Below are 22,259 nucleotides of genomic sequence, written 5' to 3'. Positions count from 1 at the left end.
TTGCCTTTTACTTTATGACCAGCCGGTCCAGGATTTCTTCGATCCTTTCAATGCAGCCGCCGCATACGGAGCCTGCTTCCGTTTCTTCCAAGATATCCTCATAGGTCTGCGCTCCATTGTCAATGGCATCTTCAATTTCGCCATAGGATACGGATTTGCACAAACAAACAAATTCATTTCTATCCATGATCGGTCTCCTTCTCTGTATATATTTCTATATATACATTAACCCGATCAGGAAATGTTATTCATCAAATTTCTTCTACAATATAAACGCCCTCCAAGTGGCTGAATTCATCAATAGCCTGACTGTGCCCCATGTTTTTGGGCAGGATCATGGAAAGATGAAAAGCGATGCCGCCCGGACTGACGGGATTATCCTGACTCAGATGTGTTTCGTAAAACGCTGCGTCCACGGTCCTTACATGCTTGATAAAGGCCCGAAAGTGCTCCACGGAATCGATTTCAATGTAGAGGTCGATAGCCCGGGAATTTCGGTAAAAATAATTTTCGATTTTCGGAAGCAAAGCCAGGCTGATGAAGATGACTGCTGCCGCGATGATCGCTCCCGAATAAAATCCGATCCCCAGCGCCAGGCCCAGACAGGCGGAAGCCCACAGGCCCGCCGCCGTAGTAAGTCCCTTTATTTTATGACGCCCAGTCACAAGGATCGTTCCCACGCCGAGAAAACCTACGCCGGTGATAACCTGCGCGCCCAAACGGGCAGGATCGCCGCTCCCGTAGATCTGACAGATATATTCATTAGTCAGCATCGCCAGCGTTGCTCCCACGCATACCAGGATATGGGTTCGAAAGCCGGCAGGATGGCGGTTGGCTCCCCGCTCCAGCCCGATAATGCCGCCGAAGATCACCGCCAGAACCAGGCGAAACGCCGTAGAGAATAAATTGATGTTGTAAAAGCAATCCGGTAAGGTATACATTTCTGTCCTCCGTTCGATTATTGTGATTATTATTATACCATAAATCAAAGTTATGTGATAAACTTAGGTATGAAATAAAGGAGGACCGCATGTACCAGGAATTATTGAAACAGAAGATCGATCTGAGCCTGCGAAGACCGTTTAAAAATGAAACGAATTTAAAGATCAAACGGATCAATGAGCTGGATTATATATATGGGGGCCTGACTCTGGACGGCACCGACCTTTCCCGGCAGGAAGTCGAGGGAATGATGGAGGGCGTGATACCGGGCACGGCTTCTCTGAAAGAATGTGTTTTTATAAAAAATTATCTCAATGCGCTGGAGCTGATAAGAAATTCTCTGTCCATGAAGAACAGTCTGGATACGCGTCTGCTTCTAAAGCTGCACGGCACGCTGACGGGAAGCAGTTCAGGCTTTCGCAGGAGTACGCCGACGGTGGTGGATTTCCGGCACGTGCCGCCGCATCACTCTGAGATCGAAGAACGTCTGGGCAAGCTGTTTCAGGCCGCGTACAAGACAGGAGCCAATGAGATACGCAGCGCCGCCCGGATTCATTGCGGAATCATGGACATCTATCCCTTTGAGCGGTACAGCGAGGCCATGGCCCGCATGGCGATGAACTACTATCTGGAGGAAAGAGGGTTCTACCCGGTTGCTTTGGGCTATAACCGGCGCGAGTATATAAAAACGGTCACCGAATGCCTTAAGGACAAGGACATCACCATCTTTTTCTGGGGACTGGAACGGGCGGAATTCAACAAGCAGGATTTGATACGTCAAATTGTGGAAGGAGACGAGGAAGCGGATACATAGGATTTGAACGCGCCCGGTCTGTTTTGTATGGAACGGAGCGCCGATACGGCGGAATCATTGGTGCAAACGGACAGAGATACGAGGTGTTTTACCGTTATCTTTGTTGCTTGTTCCTATTTGGATTGATATAATTTTAGTAGCATGAAATTATTCTGTGATTCCGCCATATAGTTCAAATGGATGCCTTTCGAAAGGCAACTGAGAATGAAAGGAAAAGGAGACAATCACATGGAAGAAAAAACTGTACTGGCTCTCGGCGAAGCCGGAGTAGATACGGAGGCCGCGCTCAGAAGGCTGGGCGGTAACGCGGCATTATATGAAAAAATACTGATGAAGTTTTTGGACGATCAGAGTTTTTCTGAGATCGGGCCGGCTTTAGATCAGGATGATTACGAAACCGCGCTGAAAGCGGCGCATACCCTGAAGGGGGTATCCGCCAATTTGGGAATGGATCGTCTGGCCGATGCCTGTGCGGAAGTGGTTAACCATATCCGCGCAAATGAGCCGGACCCTGCGAAAAACGCGTATCCGGAACTGGAGAAGGCTTACCGGGCTGTCTGCATGGCCCTGGCTAACGAAGAGAACGCCTGATTCAGCAAAGGGCTTCGCAGATAGAGGAGGAATAGGGAGCATGTGCCGGGATACGATATTAATTGTCGATGATATGGAGATCAATCGTACAATCCTCTGTAGTTTGTTTAAAGATGAATATCAATTGCTGGAAGCGGAAAACGGAGAACAGGCGCTGCTTCTGCTCAACCAGTATCACAGCAGCATTGCCATTATGCTGCTGGATGTTGTGATGCCTGAAAAGAATGGATATCAGGTCCTGGAAGAGATGAACGGAAACGGGCTGCTTTCCGAAGTCCCGGTAATTGTCATCACGGCGGACGATTCTCTGGAAGGGGAGCTGAGGGCCTTTGACCTGGGCGCTTCCGATATTATAGCAAAACCTTTCGAGCCGCATGTGGTAAAGCGAAGGGTGGATAATATCATAGAGCTGTATCTGCACAGGCATAATCTGGAGGATCTGGTGGACGAACAGGCGATAAAACTGCGGGAGTCCAACGATGTATTGATCGATGCGCTTTCATCGGTTATCGAGTATCGGAGTCTGGAATCCGGACAGCATATAAAGCGAATTCGTCTGCTGACGAAAGTCCTGCTTGAAGAGGTCAGAGAAAGCTGTCCTGAATACGGGCTGAATGAACATAAGATAAATGCCATTGCTTCGGCTTCGGCTATGCACGATATCGGTAAGATCGCCATACCGGACAATATCCTCAATAAGCCGGGCAGGCTTACGTACGAAGAATTTGAGATTATGAAGACCCATTCGCTCAAAGGCTGTGAGATTCTGGCAAGTCTTTCACGCATGGAGGACAAGGAATATCTGCGGTACGCTTATAATATCTGCCGTCACCACCACGAAAGATGGGACGGAAACGGTTATCCGGACGGCCTTGCGGGAGATGCCATTCCAATCTGCGCACAGGTTACGGGCATTGCGGATGCCTATGATGCTTTGACCTCCGACCGGGTATATAAAAAGGCAATTGCCCATGAACGGGCGGTCGAAATGATCCTCAATGGAGAATGCGGCGTGTTTTCTCCAAAGCTTTTAAGCTGCTTTCAAAATGTAAAGCAGCAGATGGCCGTACTGGTAAAACGGTACGCAGACGGTGTTGCGGCGGAGGACGAACAGCTTCAGACCAGCGAGCTTGCCGGTGTTTTTCGTGAAGAAAACATCAGTGCTTTTGAGAAGGAGCGCATGAAATATCATGCTATGCTACGATACGAAGATGCCATCGTAGGGGAGGTGGATCTGGCGACTAACAGCTGGCAACTCGTCTATTCATCGGGCCTGAACAACCCGGAACTGTTTAAGAGCGAAGCGATGGATAAGCTGGGAAAGGAATATATAGAAACAGCCGTTCATCCGCAGGACAGGGAACAGGTTTTCGAAATATGGAAACAGGGACTGGCGGATTTTTTTGCCGAGGGAAGGTTTCAACAGAGCTGGCAGTATCGGATCAAAGGTCAGAAAAGCGGTCAGTGGCAGCAGGTGATAATGACCCTGGTAAGAGTAGATACCGAGCATCCACAGCAGAAAAAAGGCTTAGTTTTATGGAAAAAGTATGAAGATGATAAACCGGTTAAGGCACAAAACGCGATTGATGAGAGCTCCGTGTTTCATAGTATCTTCCACGGTGTGAGACAGCTGCGCAACGATAAATGGCTGACCATCATTGAGATGGAAGACAGTTTTTTGGGCTACAGCCGTCAGCAAATAGAGGAACGCTTTGACAACCGATATATGAACCTCATTTATCAGGAGGACAGGGATTACGTGCTTCGGCAGCTGTCACGGCAGCTGAACAGCGGTTCGGAATACGAGATTGAATATCGGGCAGTCAACGCCCGGGGAGAAATCGTATGGCTGCTGAGTAAGGGCCAGTTGGTTCAGGATGGGCAGGGCGGCCAAATGCTCTACGGCGTGCCCATCGATATTTCAAAAACCAAGCGTACGGAAGAACAGCTGCAGATGAGTCTGGAGCGGTACAAGATTATTCTGGAACAGACCAACGATATTATCTTTGAATGGGATATTGCCAACGATCACGTGGATTTCTCCGCCAACTGGAAAGAAAAATTCGGATATGAACCGATCACTGAAAACGTTTCTCAGAGGATTATTAAGGCTTCCCATCTGCATCCGGACGATACGAAGGACTTTAAAGAGTACATTGAGGAAATGAGGTCGGGAAAACGTTACAATGAGCTGGAATTTCGCGTATCGGACGCCAGAGGACGTTACCGGTGGAGCAAAATCCGGGCGACTACGCAATTTGACAGTAAAGGCGCGCCCTATCGAGTAATCGGGCTGGTGGGTGACATCAATGATGAGAAGCTGGCTACCCAGGAGCTGCAGGCCAGAGCGGAGCGGGATATCCTCACAAAGCTCTACAATAAGGATTCGGCCAGGCAGAGGATCGAGCAGAGGCTTGAACTGGTGGATTCAAATAATTGCTGCGCTCTCTTTATCATTGATTTGGACAACTTCAAGCTCATCAATGACCGGTATGGGCATATGTTCGGAGACGCGGTGCTTAAAAAGATCGCAGAGCAGCTATCCCAGCTGTTCCGCAATGAAGATGTGCTGTCCCGGATTGGCGGCGATGAATTTATGGCCCTGTTTCAGGGTATGCAAAGCAGAGAGCATATTGAAGCTATCGCCGGACGGATTATTGAACGTTTCCGGCAAACGTTTGCCACCCTCCTCAGGACTGTCATATTTCGTGCAGCATAGGAATTGCCATAGCACCTGAGGACGGTACAGATTTCGAGACTTTGTTCCAGAAAGCGGACAGCGCTTTGTACCGTGCCAAGGCAGCAGGCAAAAAGCAGTTCTGCTTATACGATATGTCGCTGGACAGCATGGCTTTCAGCGCATCAGGAACCGGCCAAGAAACCGTAGACGAGACAATTGATTCGGATAGAAGATACAGCCCGGCTATGAACGAGCTGATTCCGGCGGCTTTCCGCATTCTCAGCAAGGGGGAAGATGTAAATCTGTCAGTTTCAAGACTTTTGGAAATAGTGGGGCAGCGTTTGGGCGTAAGCTGGGTCTATGTTGCGGAGCTATCGGAGGACAGGCGATATTACAGCAATACTTTTGAATGGTGCGGCGAAGAAATATCTTCGCAGAAATCCGTACTGCAGAATCGGCCGGTGGAGGATCTGGGAAAGGATTATATGAAGCACTATAATGAGCGGGGAATTCTGTATTCCAGCGATCTTTCCCAATTTAACGCTAAGACGAAGGCGTTCCTGGCAAAACTGGAGATAAAATCCGTACTGCAGTGCGGAATTTGGGATCATGGAACTTTAGGCGGATGGGTAGGATTTGCCGACTGCCGGGAGCAGCGCCTGTGGACCAGCGATCAAATTGACATTCTCTCCTTTATTGCGGAGCTGCTGTCCACATTCCTTCTGAAGGGGAGAGCGCAGCACCGGGCCCTGAACATATCCAGAGATCTGCAGGCTCTGATGAACAGCAGAAATACGTGGCTTTACATAATAGATCCGCAGACCTATGAGATCCTTTATATTAATGCGAAGGCCCGCGGGATCTCAAAGGAGGCAGTAAAGGGAGCCGTATGCTACCGCGTTTTCCTGGGACGGGAATCTGCCTGTGACGACTGTCCGGCAAAACTGGCCCGAAAGAGCAGGATCGCGTCCAAAGAATTCTACAGCGACAGTCGGGGAACCTGGATCTCCGCCGAAGCCACCTTAGTGCGCTGGGAGAATAAGGACGCGTATCTAATTGAACTTAGGGACATATCGGCATATAAGGAAAATGATAAAACCGGCAGGCCTCTAGGGAAGGAATGAGAATATATTTCCCCGATTGAGGAGCTGACAGGGATCAAAGATTTTTTTGAGATCCTGCATAGAAGCAAGCTGCTTTTCTGTATATAGTTCTGACAGAAGAGCAGTTTTTATTTTTCCTACGCCATGTTCAGCGCATACGGTTCCGCCCATTGCGGCAACATCTTTCGCCCATCGGCCGAACAGCTCTTTGCCGCGGTTAAATTCATCCATTGTCCTGGGGATAATGTTGACATGGACATGGTTGCTGCCGATATGGCCGAAGATGACGGAATCAAACCCGCCTGCGGCCAGGCCTTCGTTATAAAGGGACATAACCTCTTCCAGACAGTGATCGGGTACGGACATATCGGTTCCCAGCTTGGTGACAGAGGGACAGTCCTTTTTTATTTCGCTGATTCTGGTGTTGACACATTCCGGTGCGGCGTGACGGAACTGGTGCAGCTTGTCCATATTGCGGGAATTGATGGCCGCCCAGGTACGGCGGGGGTCGCCGCCCACGGATTCCATTGCTGAGCAGGTTTCTTCAAAGGCGGCTTTCAGCGCCTTGCGGTTATCGGAGGCGTATTCCGTATAAAGGGCGCAGCAGTCTTCTGCAGGAAGCAGCTCCATTTGGCAGAGGGCTTCCTTCGAACGCTGGGCCCGGCGCAGGAGACGCAGGGTGTCGGAATTGAAATATTCCAGGGCCTCAGGCTCCAGAGTAAGGGGAAGGGCCGTTTCTCCTCTGAGGAGCCTGACCAGACGCAGAGCGGCAGCTTCACTGGGAAGGAAGATGACAGCACCCCAGGTTTCCTTCTTGACCGGCAGCAGTTTCAGCTCCACAGCGGTGACGGCTCCAAGGGTTCCTTCTGCACCGATGAAGAGGTCGAGCATATCCATATCGGGCCGGATATAATAACCGGCCGTATGTTTTTTCACTGCGGGCATGGTGATATCGGGGAGGACACCGCTGATCCTTTTTCCCGACTCACAGGTGAGTGAAAAATGGCGGCCCCGGGCAAGACAGGCGCCTCTTTTTAGATGCAGCTTTTCGCCGCCGGGCAGGATCATGCGGAGCGCCGTGATATAGAAGCGGACGGAGCCGTATTTGAAACTGCGTGCGCCGGAAGAATTGCAGGATACCATGCCTCCCAGAGAAGCTGTTGTTTCTGTGGGATCAGGAGGAAAAAACAGTGAATAGGGGCGCAGATGCTGGCGGAGCGTCTGCAGGAGGACGCCGGGCTGCACGATGATGCTGCCGCCATATTTCTGAGGCTTTAGGGGCAAAATACGATTCATCCGCTCCAGATTGACAGCAATGCCGCCGTCGGGAACGCATCCCGCAGTGACTCCGGTCCGGCCGCCCTGGAAAGTTATAGGAGTACGGGGGTTTTCTTTGAAAATGGAAATCACTTCTTCTTCGCTTGTGGGAAAGAAGATTTTTTCGCAGTTTCCGCTGCGGCGCGATTCGTCCCGCATGTATTCGAGCATGGTTCCTTTATCATCGGCTGTTTTCAAGGGAAGCTCCTCCTTTGGCTTTGAATATAGCTTGATTATACGCCGCCGGGCAAAAAAAGTAAAATCTATGCGGCAGTTCTTGCGGGATTCGTCAATTTTTGCTATGGTTAAGAAGATATCAATCAAATACTGAGGAAAGGAATTGACCATGGATATAAAACAGGCCCTCTCCGCGGCGGAAATCCTGCGGGATGCCAGTCCGGCGTCCCTGGCTATGCTGGCGGGCTGCGGGGTTCTCCGCAGCGCAGAAAAAGGCGCCCATCTTTTTTACGATCATGATTACACAGAAACCCTCTATATCGTCATCAGCGGAATGGCGGCGCTGTACAAGATGAACAGCCAGGGTGAGAAAAAAGTGATCTTTGTCCTGGGAAAGGGAAAGGCGCTTAACGAAGAAATTCTCAACGGGCTTGCCTCTTCTGTCAGCTGCGAAGTCCTCAAGAGCGGGCTGGTGCTTTCCTTTCCCAGAGAGCAGATGCTGCTGGCCATGGAAGAAGACCGGGGCTTGAGCAGGGCTATGCTCAATTCCATGTCGCTGAAAATCCGCAGGCTGTACCGGCAGATGAAAAACACCACCAATTCCATCCGGGGCGACAAAAAGATCGCGGCCAAGCTGTGGAAGCTGGCAGCTGACTATGGAGCGCCATGCCCGGAAGGAACTATGATCGGCATCGACCTGACCATCACCTATCTGGCCGATATGCTGGGGACAAAGCGGGAAACCGCCTCCAGGCAGCTGAAGGTTCTGACGGATCAGGGGCTGGTGCTGGTGAAGAAAAATCGTTTCATCATCCCGGACTGCGAAAAACTATCTGAATATTTTAAATCCCCGTGATAAATCTCACGGCCTGATATCTCTTTCTTCGTTATAATTCTCACAAAGATAACGAAGGAGGAGATATTTTATGTTTATGGAGGAATTCACAGCTGTGACAAAGGCAGCCAAAGCAAAAGCGGATTTTCTGAAAAAGAATCCGCTGGGTTACTTTCTGGCGTCCATGCTGGCCGGAATGTACATCGGGTTCGGGATTCTGTTGATTTTCAGTATTGGGGGAATGCTGGACGGCGCTCCCTATACGAAGATCGTCATGGGCCTGTCGTTCGGTATCGCCCTGAGCCTGGTAATCATAGCCGGAGCGGAGCTTTTTACTGGAAATAACTTTGTGATGACAGCCGGGGCTCTTGAAAAAACAACCGGCTGGGGCCAGGCGGTAAAGATCTGGGTCGTGTGCTTTATCGGCAACTGGGCCGGCTCCATTCTTTTGGCAATCATTTTCTATGCCGCCGGATTCGCGGAAGGTCCGGTGGGTCAATTCATCGCCGATTCCGCAGCCACGAAAATGAGCATCGACTTTCTGCCGCTTCTTCTGCGGGGCGTTCTCTGCAACACGCTGGTATGTCTGGCCGTATGGTGCGGTTTCCGATGCAAGTCCGACAGCGGTAAGCTGATTATGGTGTTCTGGTGTCTGTTCGCCTTCATCACCACCGGCTTTGAACACAGCATCGCCAACATGACACTGCTGACCATCTCCATGCTGTCACCCATGGAAGCGGCGGTAAGCTGGAGCGGCTATTTCTACAACCTGTTTACGGTGACTCTGGGCAATCTGATCGCCGGTGCGCTGGTGCTGGCAGTGCCGTATTATCTGATCAGCAGAAAGAAGGAGGCGTGATCATGGGCTATTATCTGAAAGAAAGGGAAGCGGATCGTTTCCTGAAAGAGCTGTCCGCGGACTACGAGCTTTATGCTCCTGTAAAAATGAAGGATGACGGAATGTTTTCCGACACGGACACGGTGCGTTACGGAAAAATAGCGAAAGCCTCCGACATCGTCTTTGATGAAAAATCCGATTATTCTTTTAAAGAAGTCTTGCTGCCTTTATCGGAAACCCTGTTCTTTTTCACGGAAAACCAGATGAAGGAGGCTGACGGCAGAAAGAAGGGAGCCGTGATCTTCCTGAGAAGCTGCGACCTGCACGCGGTCAAACGGCTGGACGAAATCTACCTGAAAAACGGCTATGAAGACTACTATTATAAGAGAATCCGGGAGAATGTGAAGTTTGTGCTCATGGGCTGCAAGTCCTGCTTTGAAGACTGTTTCTGCGTGGATATGGGAACAGCGTCAGCTGATTTCTACGGTCTGAGCATGGAACCGAAGGATGGCGGCTATCAGCTGGATAATAAATATGCAGAGTGGGATGGAATTTTGGAAGAGCTGTGCCAGGAAAAACTGCCGGTGACACCTTCCACAGTGACGGAGACCAAGGTTCGGGTGACGATTCCCGAAAATCTGACGCTGGACGTCGCAAAATCCGGGATGTGGGATGAGTACGACGGCAGATGCATCAATTGCGGACGTTGCAACTTTGCCTGCCCCACCTGCACCTGCTTTACCATGCAGGATATCTTCTATACGGATAACGGAAAAGTGGGCGAACGCCGGAGAGTGGCGGCCTCCTGTATGGTAGACGGTTACACCGATGTGGCCGGCGGCGGTTCTTATCGGAAGAAGAACGGCGAGCGGATGCGGTTTAAGGTGCTGCACAAAATCTATGACTACAACAAACGCTTTGGCTATCATATGTGCGTCGGCTGCGGAAGATGCGACCGCATTTGTCCCGAATACATATCCTTCTCCGGCTGCATCGGCAAGCTGGAAGAGGCCCAAAAGGAGGTAGAAAACCATGATGCAGAATGAATATGTTCCTTTTTTCTCAGAGGTTAAAGAAGTGATCCGCCATACGGATATCGAATACACCTTCCGCATGGCTTACGAAGGGGATGTGAAGCCGGGGCAGTTTTTCGAGGTTTCCCTTCCCAAATACGGCGAGGCTCCCATTTCCGTCAGCGGCATTGATGAGGGCAGCATCGATCTGACCATTCGCAAGGTGGGCAAGGTGACGGACGAAATCTTTGAACACTATGAAGGCGACCGTTTGTTTCTCAGAGGCCCCTACGGAAACGGATTTGACGTGGATACCTACAAAGGAAAAGAACTGGTCGTCGTGGCCGGGGGCACGGGGCTTTCGCCGGTCCGGGGCGTGGTGGATTACTTTGCCGCCCATCCTCAGGAGGTCAAGTCCATGACTTTGATCGCCGGATTCAAGTCAGCTACCGATATTCTCTTTAAAAAGGATTTGCAGCGCTGGAGAAAGGTGATGAATGTGATTCTGACAGTGGACTCCGGGGAAGAGACTAAGGACTGTAAGGTGGGCCTGGTGACAGAATTCATTCCCGGACTTGAACTTTCGGACGTTTCTAAGGCCGCGGCCGTCGTTGTGGGCCCTCCTGTGATGATGAAGTTTGCTGCGGGCGCACTTCTTAAGAGAGGCTTTGCGGAGGAAAACATTTGGATTTCCCATGAGCGGAAAATGTGCTGCGGCATCGGAAAGTGCGGTCACTGCAAGGTGGATGACACCTATATCTGCCTGGACGGGCCGGTGTTCAACTTTACCAAAGGCATACGTCTGGTGGATTAAAGGAGGAAAAACATGGATATCAATACAAAAGCTTTGAAGAAAAACGCCTTCCGCGTGACCAAGGTGAGAGGGATCACAGCCTCCAGGGTACGGGTGCCGGGAGGCCATCTGCCCACAGAATATATGGGTATGATAAAGGCCATCGCCGATGAGTTCGGCAACGGCACGGTACATATTACAAGCAGACAGGGCTTTGAGATCCCCGGAATCCGCTATGAGGATATGCCGGCTGTCAATGAGCGGCTGCAGCCGATTATTGAAGGGCTGAACATCAACCAGCAAACGCCTGGAAAAGGCTATCCTTCCTCAGGTACGAGAAACGTGACCGCTTGTATCGGCAACCGGGTATGCCCCTATGCCTGCTATGATACTTCCGCCTTTGCCCAGCGAATTGAAAAAGCGATTTTTCCCAATGACCTTCATTTTAAGATCGCGCTGACCGGCTGTCCCAATGATTGCGCCAAGGTGCGGATGCACGACTTCGGCATCATGGGCATGAGCAGGCCCCATTATGAGAAGGAGCGCTGCGTGGGCTGCGAGGCCTGTGTGAAAAAGTGCCGCACCAAATCGGTGGAAGCGCTGACCTTCCGCAATTATAAGGTGGAGCGGGATGCCAAGACCTGCATCGGCTGCGGGGAATGCGCGCTGGCCTGTCCCACCAGGGCTTGGACCAGAGAGGGCGAAAAGCGTTACCGCCTGACCCTTCTGGGGCGGAGCGGCAAAAAGAATCCGCGGCTGGGCGTGGATTTCATCAAATGGGTGGATGAGGAAAGCATCATCAAAATTATTCTCAACACATATGATTATGTAAAAGAGTATATTGATCCCAATGCGCCGGGTGGCAAGGAGCATGTGGGATATATCGTGGACCGCACCGGCACGGAAGAATTTTTGAAATGGGCGATGCGGGATGTGGAGTTGCCCAAAGGAGCGGAAGTCATAAGCCCGCTGTACTGGGGCGGCATCCGCTATCGTTAAAATTTTTCATGGATGGCGAACGAGGTGAAATTTCGGCAGGGCATGCCACGTCACACATTCGCTATTTCCTGCATAAAAAAAGCAACCAGTGCGGATAACGATATCCGTGCTGCTTGCTTAAAAGTGGGTACTTTTAAACGTTGTATTTTGTGAATTACTTGCTGCCCTGAGGCCGGTCCCACCCGGCGGCAGCCTGAATTACCGGTTCAGAAGTTTTTTCAGAACAGCTTCCGGCAGATCTGTGATTTCTGAGATCTGTGTAAGGGATATGCCGCTGGCGTACATCTTTTTTATAAAGGCTTGTTCCTTTGCCGCAGCTTCCTCTTGAACTTTCATAGTTTTTTCTTGGGCCTGCTTTGCTTTCGACTGGGCCTGCTTAGTCTCTTTTCGGGCCTGTTCAGCCTCTTCCAAAGACTGTTTAATGCCTTCTTGGGCCTGCTTTGCTTCCGCCTGGGCCTGCCTTGCTGTTTCTTGAGCCTGTCTGGCTTCTGCCTGAGCCTGCCTAGCGTCTTCCTGGGCTTTTTCAGCCTCTTCTTGGGCCATTTCAGCTTCTTCCTGCAGCATCCTGATGTATTGTTTTTGATGGCGCTGCTGCATTCGGAATTTGTCCCGGGATATGGCCTGCTCCCGGATGATCTCATCAGCTGTAGCTTTTTTCAACAGTGTTTCGGTCATAGCGATCTCCTTTCCTCCCTGTGATTTCAACTCTGCCACATAAGCGGCTTCTTCCGGATCGCCGGCGTATCGCAGATACTCCAGATATCGTTCCAGTTCAGTCAGTTGGGACACCTGTCTGCGGCGGCCAGGGTTGACCTTCGGCAGCTCGAGGTAGTGCATCTGCAGCAGGTCTGTCAGCAGAAAATTCTCCCGAACTTCCTTGAGCATAAAGCAGCAGTGGAACTGATCCGTTTTGCGAAACAGGGAAAAATCAACGATATAGATGCTGATTGTTTTCTTTATTTTATCATAGGTTTCCCCGCTTTCCAAGGACTGTGTGATGATCCCGCTTTGATAATAGATATTGCGGTTGATGAAATACGGATCGTAGACCAGATGAATCTCCAGATTCAGCAGCTCTCCATCTGTAGTTTCGGCTTTGATGTCCAGAATGCTTTCTTTTTGGTCGGGCTGTTCCCGGATATTGAAGGGATTTCTGTAAGAAATTGAGGTGATAGGATCATCCCGGCGGTCTAAAATCAGGTTCAATACAGCGATAAGCGCCTGTTTGCAGGCTTTATCCTCTCTGGCATAAACGGCTTTAAAGATGATGTCATTTTTTAGAGTCAGCATAAGTAAAAATTCTCCTTTCTTTGATTTACATTTATTTACAATTATATAATATTTGGAAATAAATGTAAATGTGTAAATTGGTCCTGCCTTGTATGGGAAAGGGTTTTAGCGTATAATAGGAAAAGCAGAACTGGGGCTTTCGTTTGATATGTGCAGGACGCAGGGAACGGTGCAAAAGGATCGATGTTTTTAAACATATGGGAAGCCCAGCTGGCATATTTATAAATGAGGACAAACAGGGAGGAATTATGAGAACACTCGATGTAAAAGAGATTACGGCGGCTGTGGAAAAAATGGCAAAACAGACCAACCATTTTTTGAGCAATGACGTAAAGCGCGCCATTTCCGGCAGGACTGAAAAGGAACCCTGGCCGGTAGCCAAAGGCGTTTTGGAAAAGATAGAAGAAAATATCACCATTGCAGAGGAGGGCGTATTGCCGCTGTGCCAGGACACGGGAATGGCCTGTGTGTTTTTGGAGATCGGACAGGATGTTCATTTGACCGGAGGTTCTGTTACAGATGCGGTCAATGAAGGCGTTCGCAGGGGATACGGCGAAGGTTTCCTGAGAAAGTCAGTGGTCAGGGACCCTCTGCGGAGAGTCAATACCAAGGATAATACCCCAGCGCACATTCATTATGAGATTGTCAGCGGAGACAAGGTGAAGGTCGTATTTGCGCCCAAAGGATTCGGCTCGGAAAATATGAGTCAGATTAAAATGCTGCCGCCGTCTGCCGGTGCGGAGGGGGTAAAGGACTTTGTGGTTAAAGTCTGTGAAGAGGCCGGCGCCAACCCATGTCCGCCCATCGTGGTGGGCGTGGGGATCGGAGGCACCTTTGACAAAGTGGCATTGATGGCTAAGGAAGCGCTGCTGATTCCCTTTGACGAGGAAAACAGCGATCCGTACTACGCGGAAATGGAAGAAGAGCTGCTGACGCGGATCAACGCTTTGGGAATCGGGCCGCAGGGTTTTGGTGGAGAGACGACTGCTCTGTCCGTAAAAATCAAGACTGCGCCTACTCATATAGCAGGTCTTCCGGTAGCGGTCAACATCAACTGCCACGTATCGAGACACGCAGAAATGGTTTTATAAGGAGATTTTTATGGAATACAGAATTAACGGACCTTTTACAAAGGAGAAATTTGAGGATCTGAAAGCCGGCGACACAGTATTGCTGACAGGAACCGTGTATACGGCCAGAGACGCCGCTCATAAGCGGATGGTGGAAATGCTGGAAAAGGGAGAAACGCTGCCCTTTGATATAAAAAACGCGGTCATTTATTATGTGGGTCCCACACCGGAGAAACCGGGAAATCCCATCGGTTCCGCCGGCCCTACCACCAGCTACCGCATGGACGCCTACGCGCCGACCCTGCTGGATCTGGGCGAGACGGGAATGATCGGCAAGGGCCAGCGTTCACAGGAAGTAAAAGAGGCGGTGCTGAGAAACGGAGCGGTGTATTTCGCAGCCATTGGCGGAGCCGGGGCCCTGATGGCCCAGCGGGTAGAGACAGCTGAAATCATCGCCTTCGACGATCTGGGAGCAGAGGCTGTGCGCAGGCTGCAGGTAAAGGATTTTCCGGTGACCGTGGTTTTAGACAGTCACGGCGGGGATCTGTATCAGGAAGGCAGAGCGGCATATCTGGAGAGCAGAAAGTAAATGGAGCAAAAATTCGTTACCAAAAATCATGTGGAAATATTCTCTTATCCCGGTCAGCATCTTCACAGCTTCTGCATCGGACTGTATCTCAAAGCAGGAAGTATGTATGAAACAGAGGAAGAAAACGGAGTGACCCACTTTCTGGAGCATGTGGTGATCCGCAATATCAATTGGCTCATGGACGGACAGCTTTACCCGTATCTGGACCGGCTGGGGCTTATGTTCAACGCCTGTACCTACAAGGAATTCGTGCAGTTTGAGATTACCGGCGCCAGCAAGCATATCCGGGAAGCCATTGATGTCTTTGTGAAGCTGTTCGAAGCCATCGACCTTCCCGCAGCAGAGATTGATATTGAACGCAAGCGTATCAAAGCTGAGATCCGGGAAGATGATGAAAGAGGCTCCCTTGGATACTTTACAAATGAAATCGTCTGGAACGGGACCTCCCTGGTGCGGCCCATAACCGGAAAAAGCACAGGACTGGACAAAATGGGAAAGGGGACCCTCAGGCGGGCCCATGAAGAATGCTTTGTTTCCAACAACCTGTTCTTTTACGTGACAGGTCGTGCGGATGAAGCGGATATTCGCTATCTGGCGGATGCGGTGGAAAACTGCCATATAAAAACATCCTCTGTGGAGCGGACCAATATGGCGCCTGTGCCCAAGGACTTTTTTCTCAGACAAGGCAGACTGGCCATCAAAAAAAGCTCGGATACGGTGGTGCGCTTTTCCTTTGACATTGACAGCAGAAAATATTCGCAGGCAGCTTACATGCTGCTTTACGATATTCTCTTTGACTGTGAAAATTCCAAGATACACCAGGCCCTTTCCGAACAATCCGGCTATATCTACAGCTTTGACCCGGGCCTGGAACAGTACAGCAATATTGGCAGCCTGTATTTTCAATACGAAGTGCAGCCTTTGCGGCTGCTGGATTCTGTCAGGATTGTGATGGAGCTGTTCTGCGAACTGAAAAAAGGGATTCGCGATGAACTGGATTATGTAAAAGCCGTGTACATTGATAACAGTGAACTGATTCTGGATCATGCCTCCAACCTCAATTGGACGCAGGCTTACGAAGCCCATATTCTGGGCCACACCTGCTCGGATCTGGCAAAACGCAGGGAGGAATTCATATGCGTAACGCCTGAGGATATTGTCCGGCTTGCCAGAGAGATTTTCGCCCTGAATAATCTGACCGTGACCGTAAAGGGGAAGAAAACCAAAAAACTAGAGCGCGAAATGCGAGAAATTTTGCAGCAGCTTGATGAGGAGAAATAAATGAAAATTATTTTTTTAGACAGCGGAGTCGTTAACCCGGGGGATATTTCCTGGGAGCCCATCGAAAAACTGGGCGAGTTCAAAAATTATGAAAGGACATCGGCGGAGGAACTTGAAGAGCATCTGCGGGAGGCTGAAGCGGTTTTGATTGATTCCTGCGGCCTCGGAAGAGAAGTGATGGAAAAGTGCCCGGCCTTAAAATTTATCGGGATCGCAGCTACCGGTTTTAACCATGTGGATCTGGCTGCCGCCGAAGAGCTGGGTATCGCCGTGGCCAATGTGCCGGCCTATTCCACCGACGCAGTGGCGCAGCAGGCCATTTCTCTGCTGCTTTCGGTAGCCAACCGGGTGGATCTGTATGATCGGTCCATTGCCGCGGGGGAGTGGAAGGACAGCAAGCAGCCGATTTTCCTTGAGGCCCCCATTACCCTGCTTGCAGGCAGATCCATCGGAATTGTGGGCTATGGGAATATTGGCAGAAAGGTAGCGGAAATCGCAGAAGCCTTCGGCATGAAAGTCAACGTCTACAGCCGGGACCGGGAAGCGGCGGTCAAGTCCGATGTGATATCCCTCCACTGCCCGCTGACGCCAGAAACGGAAAAAATGATCAATCGTGAGCTTATAGGCAGAATGAAGGACGGTGCCATACTCATCAATACGGCGCGGGGCGGTCTTGTGGATGAAGAGGCTCTGGCGGAAGCCCTCAGATCCGGAAAGCTTTCCGGCGCGGGGCTGGATGTGCTGACGCAGGAACCTCCGGAGCCGGGCAACCCTCTGGTAGGGCTTAAAAATTGTTATATAACGCCGCATATCGGATTTAGCCCTGTCGAGACGCGGCGCGTTGTCATCGAAACCTGCGCGGCCAATCTGGAGAGCTTTCTTCGGGGCGAACGCCTGAACCGTCTGGTATGAAAAGGAGAAGGAGAAGGCGGAAACGCCGCCTGACGAAAAAAGAAAAGCTGCTTATAACCGTTCTGGTGCTGGTGGTAATCTTACTGGCCGCAGCGATCGCAGCGGCAGCCTGTCACAGCAGAGAGAACAAAGAAACGGGAGAAGTACGGGCGGTGTGGCTGGCATATGTGGATTTCAAAAGCCTGGGTCTGTACAATCAGGACGAGAAGCAGTTCAGGAAGAACGCGGAAGCTTTCTTTGCGGAGGCGGAAAAAAACTCCATTAACACCGTATATTTTCATGTGCGGGCTTTTCGGGACGCAGCCTATCCATCAAGCCGTTTTCCCATGAGCAGATATATATGGGACAGGGAGGAGCAAATTTCCTACGACCCGCTTGCTGTGATGACAGAGCTGGCCCATAAGAACCGCATGGAAATCCACGCCTGGCTCAACCCGTACCGGAACCACAATATGGACGAAGCGATTCTCGACCCGGCAGCGGAGGAATCTACGGAGGAGATCCTGGCCAGTGTAAGGGAGATTCTGGACAATTATAAGGTGGACGGCATCCATTTTGATGATTATTTCTATCAGGAAAGCACCAATCTTCCCACAGCGGAAAAAATGGGCAATGTCAATAAAATGATCCGTGCCGTGTATCAGCAAGTAAAGGAATACGGAGAAAACCTCCGGTTTGGAATCAGCCCCGCGGGGAACACAGGCTACTGCGAATCCATAGGAGCGGATGTGCGGACCTGGATGTCAGAGGACGGATATGTGGATTATATCGTTCCTCAAATCTACTGGACCGATGAACACAGCGCCGCGTGGCGGAAAAAAATGTTCACGGATACGCTGGACGAATGGATTTCCATCAATAAAAAGAAGCTGCCCCTTTACGTGGGCCTGGCTCTTTACCGCACAGGTAAGAGTGAGGACGACGACCCGGGGTGGGGGAAGCACAGCGATATTCTGGCCGGCCAGATCGCCCGGCTGAGGGAACAGCAATGCGCGGGATTCGCACTGTTCAGCGCCAAAGACTTTTTCCGCGAAGGTGCGCAAAAAGAGCTGGAAAACTATCGCAGTGAACTGAAAGCAAAATAGGGCGGCTGCTATGGCAACGGATTAAAAAATGTATTATTAATTCCCGCCCATGGCGCAAGATGACTTTTGTTGACTGTAAGGCCCGGGGGCTTTATAATAAACCATAGAACGCTAAAACATTTGTATCTATAACAGTTACAGCTTTAGTACCATAAAGAGGATAAAATGAAAAAACGAATCGCAGCAATTATTACAGTATGTGTTTTCGCCATTACCAGCGTATTGGGAATTCTGCCTTTTAACAAGGCGGAGGAAGTCAGCGCTGCCAGCAATCAGGAAGTGCGGGGAATCTGGCTGGCCTATGTGGATTTCGGTTCTCTGGGAATGAAAACCAACAGTGAATCCACCTTCCGCTCCAAAGCTTCCGGAGTTTTGGATAAAGCGAAGGCAAACAGCATCAACACCGTGTATTTTCACGTAAGGGCCTTTGATGACGCGGCATGGAAGAGCAATACCTTCAAGGCCTCTTCCTATCTGACTTCAAAAGCTTCCGATAAAAAGACCGCGGCGGAGACTTATTCCTTCGATCCACTGAAAGTTATGGTGGAGCTGGCCCATAAGAAGGGTATGGAGCTTCACGCCTGGATGAATCCTTATCGCATCGATATGAATTACTATTTGGACCCGGCCCTGGACGAATCTACTGAGAGGATTGAAACCGCAGTAAGGGAAGTCATGGCCTATGGCGTGGACGGCATCCACTTTGACGATTATTTTTATCACGCAAAGAAGGGCTATAAAAATCCGGCTGGCAAGGTCACAACAACCAAGGAGCCTTCCGCCAAAACACAGCGCAGCAATGTCAATAAAATGGTAAGATCCGTTTACAGTACCGTAAAATCCATCAACAGCGGAGCTGAGTTCGGCATCAGTCCTCAGGGCAATATCGACAACTGCCGGGGCGCGGGAGCGGATGTGGATACCTGGTTATCCTCATCAGGATATATCGACTACATCATGCCGCAGATTTACTGGACCAACCAGTGGGGTTCAAGCGGCAAGACCACCATGTTCACCAACCGAATCAAACAGTGGAAAAATTTAAATAAAAACGGAACCACGATGTATATTGGATTGGCCTCCTACCGGACCGGTATCAAATACAGCGATGACCCGGGCTGGAAAAAGAAATCCACCAATCTGGCGGACCAGCTGAATATCCTCCGTTCTTACGGCTGCAAGGGCTATTCCCTGTTCAGCGCCAAAGATTTGTATCGAAGCGCGGCGAAAACAGAGCTCAGCAACCTGAATAAGATGGTAAAACGGATTCCAAGGGTCAGCGTTTCCTACAACAATTACAACGCCCTGACCGTTAAATGGAATAAGATCACCGGCGTTTCCGGCTATCAGATATACAGGGCCACCAGCAAAAACGGAAAATATAAAAAGATCAAGACTGCCGGAAGTGGAACTACCAGCTACAAAAACTCCAAGCTGACTACTGGCAAAAAGTATTACTATAAAGTCAGGGCCTATAAAGGCGGTACCTATTATTCGTTCTCGTCCGTAGTATCAAAAGCAGCCAAACCAAAGACACCGAGCATCAAGACGAAGGCCGGTAAACGAAAGATTACCGTAAGCTGGAAGAAGGTTTCGGGAGCATCGGGCTATAAGGTGTACCGGGCTACGAAAAAATCAGGAAAATACAAGACCGTTAAGACGGTCAAAAGCGGAAAGGCCGGGAAATATACCAATAAGAGGCTGAAAAAGGGTAAACGCTATTACTACAAGGTAAGAGCATATAAGACTGTGAAAGGTAAACGGGTTTACAGCAGCTACAGCTCATACAGCAGTAAAAAAGCAAAATAACCGCAAAACCGAAAACCATCCTCCATAGCCCATGGAGGATGGTTTTAAATGCAAAAGACGATATGGGTAAAAAATGCACCGTTCGTGTAAAAAGGAAGTTACAGTACTAAGTGAAGAAGTATAATGGTTATAAAAAAACAGGCCTTTTGCTGTACTGCTGCTGTACTTGCCGGCCTATAATGAAAAAAAGCGGGGCAATCCATAATGCGAAAAAATGTTTTAATAAGAACGAATATATTCATCTGTACGGTAATTATTCTGGGCTTTTTATTGACATCCGTTATCAGCTACTATTCCAACAACGGTATGCTCAAGCGAGATGTTGAACATATTTCCAAGCTGACGTCGGAAGGCATCTATCACCAGATCGATTCGATTTTTGCAAAGCCGATCAATATATCCCTGACAATGGCCAATGACAATTTGCTGAAAACCTTTTTGACGGAAGAAGAAACAAGAAAAAATGATGAGGCTTTCCTGAAAACCATGAAGGATTATCTGTTGGCCTACAAAGAGCAATACAATTACGACTCTGTTTTTCTGGTATCCACAAAGACCAATCGTTACTATCATTTTCAGACAGGAGTTGACCGCGTCCTGAAAAAAGGCGACCCGGAGAACGAGTGGTACTACAACTTTTTGGACGATTCGAAGGACCACGCCCTGAACATTGATAATGATGAAGCCCGGTCCGCGGATAACGGCATCACGATCTTTATCAACTGTAAAATTCATTCCCGTAACGGAGAAGTTATGGGCATCGTGGGCGTCGGGTTCAGTGTCGATACTTTGCAGAAAATTTTCCGCAAGTATGAACAATCCTTTAATCTGCGTGCTTATCTGGTAGATACGGATGGAAACATTGAAATTTCTACGACAAAGACCGGATTTATAAAAAATGACCTTTTTGATGACTGCGGCTATGAAGAATATAAGACGGGAATTCTTTCTGAGCGGCAGAAAACCCAGTCCTTTTGGTATTCCTCCAAAGGGGAAAAGGGATTTCTTGTCACCAAATACGTTCCGGATCTAAAATGGCATTTGATCATAGAAAACGATACAACTGCTATGCAGAACAGCCTGAACCGGCAATTCCTCATGGGTATAGCTGTGGTAATCATAGTGATTGGAGCCGTTCTAATCATTATTACCAATATCATACGTAAATACAACGCACAGATTGTAAATTTGACAGTGGAGAAAGAAAAAGCGCACCGCAAGGCGTTCCAGACCGAAACGGAAAAAATGTATGAAAACATTTACGAAATCGACATTACCCACAACCGGGCGGCCAGCGAAGAGACGGAAAGCTATTTTGAAAGTCTGGGTGTTCCGAAAAATACGCCATACGATGAAGCGCTGGAAGTGATCGCAAAAGAGCAGATTAAAGAAGAGTTCCGAAAAGGGTACCTGGACACCTTTTCCGTGAAAAACGTGCTCAAAACTTACGAAGATGGACAGGAAAGTCTGCGCTACGATTTTATGATCACCAACGATGGCGGATATACATATTATTGGATGAGGATTACGGCACGTATTTTCTTCTGGAAAGACGACCAGTCCGTCAGGATGATGGTTTACCGCCAGAATATCGACAGCGAGAAAAGCAGGGAAATGGAGATGGCGGAAAGGATGCAGAGGGATTCTCTGAGCGGGCTCTATAACAAAGCGGCCACTCAGGAGCTGATCCGCAGGCTTCTTGCCGAAGCTCAGGGGAATACATATGCGTTCTTTATTCTGGATATTGATAATTTCAAGAAAGTAAACGATACCTACGGCCATGTGGTGGGCGATCAGGTTATCGCCGACTTTGCGCAGAAGATCAAACAGCAATTCCGAAAGGAAGACGTTGTCGGACGAATCGGCGGCGACGAGTTCGTTGTTTTTGTGCCGGCTTCATCGGCGGAACTGGTGGAAAAGAAAGCGAAAAACCTTACTCAGGTGCTTCAGTATCCGTTTACCGACGGAGATGTGTATTGCCAGATTTCTACAAGCATCGGCGTTGCCGTTGCTCCGGAAGCAGGAACGGACTTTGAGACCCTGTACAAGAATGCGGATCAGGCCCTCTATCGAACCAAAGAAAAGGGAAAGAAAGGGTATACGATTTACTAGAGGACGCAC

General features: G+C 49.6%; 20 protein-coding genes and 1 pseudogene. 17 read left to right on the top strand and 4 right to left on the bottom strand.

Going from position 1 to position 22,259, the window contains the following annotated elements; translation table 11 throughout:
• Positions 1–7 precede the first annotated feature (7 nt).
• Positions 8–187, bottom strand: coding sequence for a (2Fe-2S)-binding protein (locus tag NE619_RS11045; RefSeq protein WP_256132474.1), 180 nt, complete (start codon positions 185–187; stop codon positions 8–10).
• 64 nt (positions 188–251) lie between these two features.
• Positions 252–941, bottom strand: coding sequence for an MgtC/SapB family protein (locus tag NE619_RS11040; RefSeq protein ID WP_256132473.1), 690 nt, complete (start codon positions 939–941; stop codon positions 252–254).
• Between the two features lie 89 nt (positions 942–1,030).
• On the opposite strand from NE619_RS11040, the gene NE619_RS11035 reads away from it, so the two are divergent.
• The 5 genes and pseudogenes from NE619_RS11035 (at position 1,031) to NE619_RS11020 (ending at position 6,151) form a co-directional block, all read left to right on the top strand.
• Positions 1,031–1,756: a Fic family protein gene (locus tag NE619_RS11035; protein WP_256132472.1), complete on the top strand. Its 726-nt coding sequence runs from the start codon at positions 1,031–1,033 to the stop codon at positions 1,754–1,756.
• A gap of 228 nt (positions 1,757–1,984) precedes the next feature.
• Entirely contained in the window at positions 1,985–2,347 is a 363-nt protein-coding gene (locus NE619_RS11030; RefSeq protein WP_256132471.1) for an Hpt domain-containing protein, read from the top strand.
• Between the two features lie 40 nt (positions 2,348–2,387).
• Positions 2,388–5,066 carry a diguanylate cyclase domain-containing protein gene (locus NE619_RS11025; protein ID WP_256132470.1) on the top strand — a complete coding sequence of 893 codons (2,679 nt, stop codon included), beginning with the start codon at positions 2,388–2,390 and terminating at the stop codon, positions 5,064–5,066.
• Positions 5,051–5,104 (top strand): annotated as a pseudogene (locus tag NE619_RS19300) (hypothetical protein); the annotation flags it as partial. The gene NE619_RS11025 and the pseudogene NE619_RS19300, both read left to right, overlap by 16 nt.
• 27 nt (positions 5,105–5,131) lie before the next feature.
• On the top strand, positions 5,132–6,151 hold the full coding sequence (locus NE619_RS11020; protein ID WP_256132469.1) for a hypothetical protein: 1,020 nt from the start codon (positions 5,132–5,134) through the stop codon (positions 6,149–6,151).
• On the opposite strand, the gene NE619_RS11015 is transcribed toward NE619_RS11020, so the two are convergent.
• Positions 6,137–7,645, bottom strand: coding sequence for an FAD-binding oxidoreductase (locus NE619_RS11015; RefSeq protein WP_256132468.1), 1,509 nt, complete (start codon positions 7,643–7,645; stop codon positions 6,137–6,139). The genes NE619_RS11020 and NE619_RS11015 overlap by 15 nt on opposite strands.
• A gap of 148 nt (positions 7,646–7,793) precedes the next feature.
• Here NE619_RS11015 and NE619_RS11010 point away from each other — a divergent pair, with 148 nt between their 5' ends.
• The 5 genes from NE619_RS11010 (at position 7,794) to asrC (ending at position 12,102) form a co-directional block, all read left to right on the top strand.
• The gene (locus NE619_RS11010) at positions 7,794–8,480 is read left to right on the top strand and encodes a Crp/Fnr family transcriptional regulator (RefSeq protein WP_256132467.1); all 687 of its coding nucleotides are present in this window, start codon (positions 7,794–7,796) and stop codon (positions 8,478–8,480) included.
• A 70-nt stretch (positions 8,481–8,550) separates the two neighbouring features.
• The gene (locus NE619_RS11005; protein ID WP_256132466.1) at positions 8,551–9,318 is read left to right on the top strand and encodes a formate/nitrite transporter family protein; all 768 of its coding nucleotides are present in this window, start codon (positions 8,551–8,553) and stop codon (positions 9,316–9,318) included.
• A gap of 2 nt (positions 9,319–9,320) precedes the next feature.
• The gene (gene asrA / locus NE619_RS11000; RefSeq protein WP_256132465.1) at positions 9,321–10,343 is read left to right on the top strand and encodes an anaerobic sulfite reductase subunit AsrA; all 1,023 of its coding nucleotides are present in this window, start codon (positions 9,321–9,323) and stop codon (positions 10,341–10,343) included.
• Positions 10,330–11,124, top strand: a complete 795-nt coding sequence (gene asrB / locus NE619_RS10995; protein ID WP_330640719.1) for an anaerobic sulfite reductase subunit AsrB — start codon at positions 10,330–10,332, stop codon at positions 11,122–11,124. The genes asrA and asrB overlap by 14 nt, the downstream gene beginning before the upstream one ends.
• 12 nt (positions 11,125–11,136) lie before the next feature.
• Entirely contained in the window at positions 11,137–12,102 is a 966-nt protein-coding gene (gene asrC / locus NE619_RS10990; RefSeq protein WP_256132464.1) for a sulfite reductase subunit C, read from the top strand.
• A 198-nt stretch (positions 12,103–12,300) separates the two neighbouring features.
• Here asrC and NE619_RS10985 read toward each other — a convergent pair whose 3' ends face one another.
• The gene (locus NE619_RS10985) at positions 12,301–13,392 is read right to left on the bottom strand and encodes an Rpn family recombination-promoting nuclease/putative transposase (RefSeq protein ID WP_256132463.1); all 1,092 of its coding nucleotides are present in this window, start codon (positions 13,390–13,392) and stop codon (positions 12,301–12,303) included.
• Between the two features lie 248 nt (positions 13,393–13,640).
• On the opposite strand from NE619_RS10985, the gene NE619_RS10980 reads away from it, so the two are divergent.
• The 7 genes from NE619_RS10980 to NE619_RS10950 all read left to right on the top strand — a co-directional run bounded on the left by NE619_RS10980 (position 13,641) and on the right by NE619_RS10950 (position 22,250).
• Positions 13,641–14,483, top strand: coding sequence for a fumarate hydratase (locus NE619_RS10980; RefSeq protein ID WP_256132462.1), 843 nt, complete (start codon positions 13,641–13,643; stop codon positions 14,481–14,483).
• Positions 14,484–14,493: 10 nt separating this feature from the next.
• A complete protein-coding gene (locus tag NE619_RS10975; RefSeq protein ID WP_256132461.1) occupies positions 14,494–15,051 on the top strand; it encodes a Fe-S-containing hydro-lyase in 558 nt (185 codons plus the stop codon).
• Positions 15,052–16,332, top strand: a complete 1,281-nt coding sequence (locus NE619_RS10970) for a M16 family metallopeptidase (protein ID WP_256132460.1) — start codon at positions 15,052–15,054, stop codon at positions 16,330–16,332.
• Positions 16,333–17,244: a D-2-hydroxyacid dehydrogenase gene (locus NE619_RS10965; RefSeq protein WP_256132459.1), complete on the top strand. Its 912-nt coding sequence runs from the start codon at positions 16,333–16,335 to the stop codon at positions 17,242–17,244.
• A complete protein-coding gene (locus NE619_RS10960) occupies positions 17,241–18,329 on the top strand; it encodes a glycoside hydrolase family 10 protein (protein ID WP_256132458.1) in 1,089 nt (362 codons plus the stop codon). Before NE619_RS10965 ends, NE619_RS10960 begins: the two co-directional genes overlap by 4 nt.
• A 165-nt stretch (positions 18,330–18,494) precedes the next feature.
• Complete coding sequence (locus tag NE619_RS10955; protein WP_256132457.1) at positions 18,495–20,138, top strand: family 10 glycosylhydrolase; 1,644 nt, start codon at positions 18,495–18,497, stop codon at positions 20,136–20,138.
• 204 nt (positions 20,139–20,342) lie between these two features.
• Positions 20,343–22,250, top strand: a complete 1,908-nt coding sequence (locus NE619_RS10950) for a sensor domain-containing diguanylate cyclase (protein WP_256132456.1) — start codon at positions 20,343–20,345, stop codon at positions 22,248–22,250.
• Positions 22,251–22,259: the final 9 nt, after the last annotated feature.

The organism is Anaerovorax odorimutans, assembly GCF_024459955.1.
GTDB lineage: Bacteria > Bacillota > Clostridia > Peptostreptococcales > Anaerovoracaceae > Hominibacterium > Hominibacterium odorimutans_A.
The sequence above is the reverse complement of the archived record's forward strand: the minus strand, read 5'-3'. Positions and strand labels throughout refer to the sequence as shown.

Coding starts and splice junctions, on each gene's coding strand:
- NE619_RS11045 (WP_256132474.1), bottom strand. CDS start 187: ATGGATAGAAATGAATTTGTTTGTTTGTGCAAATCCGTATCCTATGGC.
- NE619_RS11040 (WP_256132473.1), bottom strand. CDS start 941: ATGTATACCTTACCGGATTGCTTTTACAACATCAATTTATTCTCTACG.
- NE619_RS11035 (WP_256132472.1), top strand. CDS start 1,031: ATGTACCAGGAATTATTGAAACAGAAGATCGATCTGAGCCTGCGAAGA.
- NE619_RS11030 (WP_256132471.1), top strand. CDS start 1,985: ATGGAAGAAAAAACTGTACTGGCTCTCGGCGAAGCCGGAGTAGATACG.
- NE619_RS11025 (WP_256132470.1), top strand. CDS start 2,388: ATGTGCCGGGATACGATATTAATTGTCGATGATATGGAGATCAATCGT.
- NE619_RS11010 (WP_256132467.1), top strand. CDS start 7,794: ATGGATATAAAACAGGCCCTCTCCGCGGCGGAAATCCTGCGGGATGCC.
- NE619_RS11005 (WP_256132466.1), top strand. CDS start 8,551: ATGTTTATGGAGGAATTCACAGCTGTGACAAAGGCAGCCAAAGCAAAA.
- asrA (WP_256132465.1), top strand. CDS start 9,321: ATGGGCTATTATCTGAAAGAAAGGGAAGCGGATCGTTTCCTGAAAGAG.
- asrB (WP_330640719.1), top strand. CDS start 10,330: ATGATGCAGAATGAATATGTTCCTTTTTTCTCAGAGGTTAAAGAAGTG.
- asrC (WP_256132464.1), top strand. CDS start 11,137: ATGGATATCAATACAAAAGCTTTGAAGAAAAACGCCTTCCGCGTGACC.
- NE619_RS10985 (WP_256132463.1), bottom strand. CDS start 13,392: ATGCTGACTCTAAAAAATGACATCATCTTTAAAGCCGTTTATGCCAGA.
- NE619_RS10980 (WP_256132462.1), top strand. CDS start 13,641: ATGAGAACACTCGATGTAAAAGAGATTACGGCGGCTGTGGAAAAAATG.
- NE619_RS10975 (WP_256132461.1), top strand. CDS start 14,494: ATGGAATACAGAATTAACGGACCTTTTACAAAGGAGAAATTTGAGGAT.
- NE619_RS10970 (WP_256132460.1), top strand. CDS start 15,052: ATGGAGCAAAAATTCGTTACCAAAAATCATGTGGAAATATTCTCTTAT.
- NE619_RS10965 (WP_256132459.1), top strand. CDS start 16,333: ATGAAAATTATTTTTTTAGACAGCGGAGTCGTTAACCCGGGGGATATT.
- NE619_RS10960 (WP_256132458.1), top strand. CDS start 17,241: ATGAAAAGGAGAAGGAGAAGGCGGAAACGCCGCCTGACGAAAAAAGAA.
- NE619_RS10955 (WP_256132457.1), top strand. CDS start 18,495: ATGAAAAAACGAATCGCAGCAATTATTACAGTATGTGTTTTCGCCATT.
- NE619_RS10950 (WP_256132456.1), top strand. CDS start 20,343: ATGCGAAAAAATGTTTTAATAAGAACGAATATATTCATCTGTACGGTA.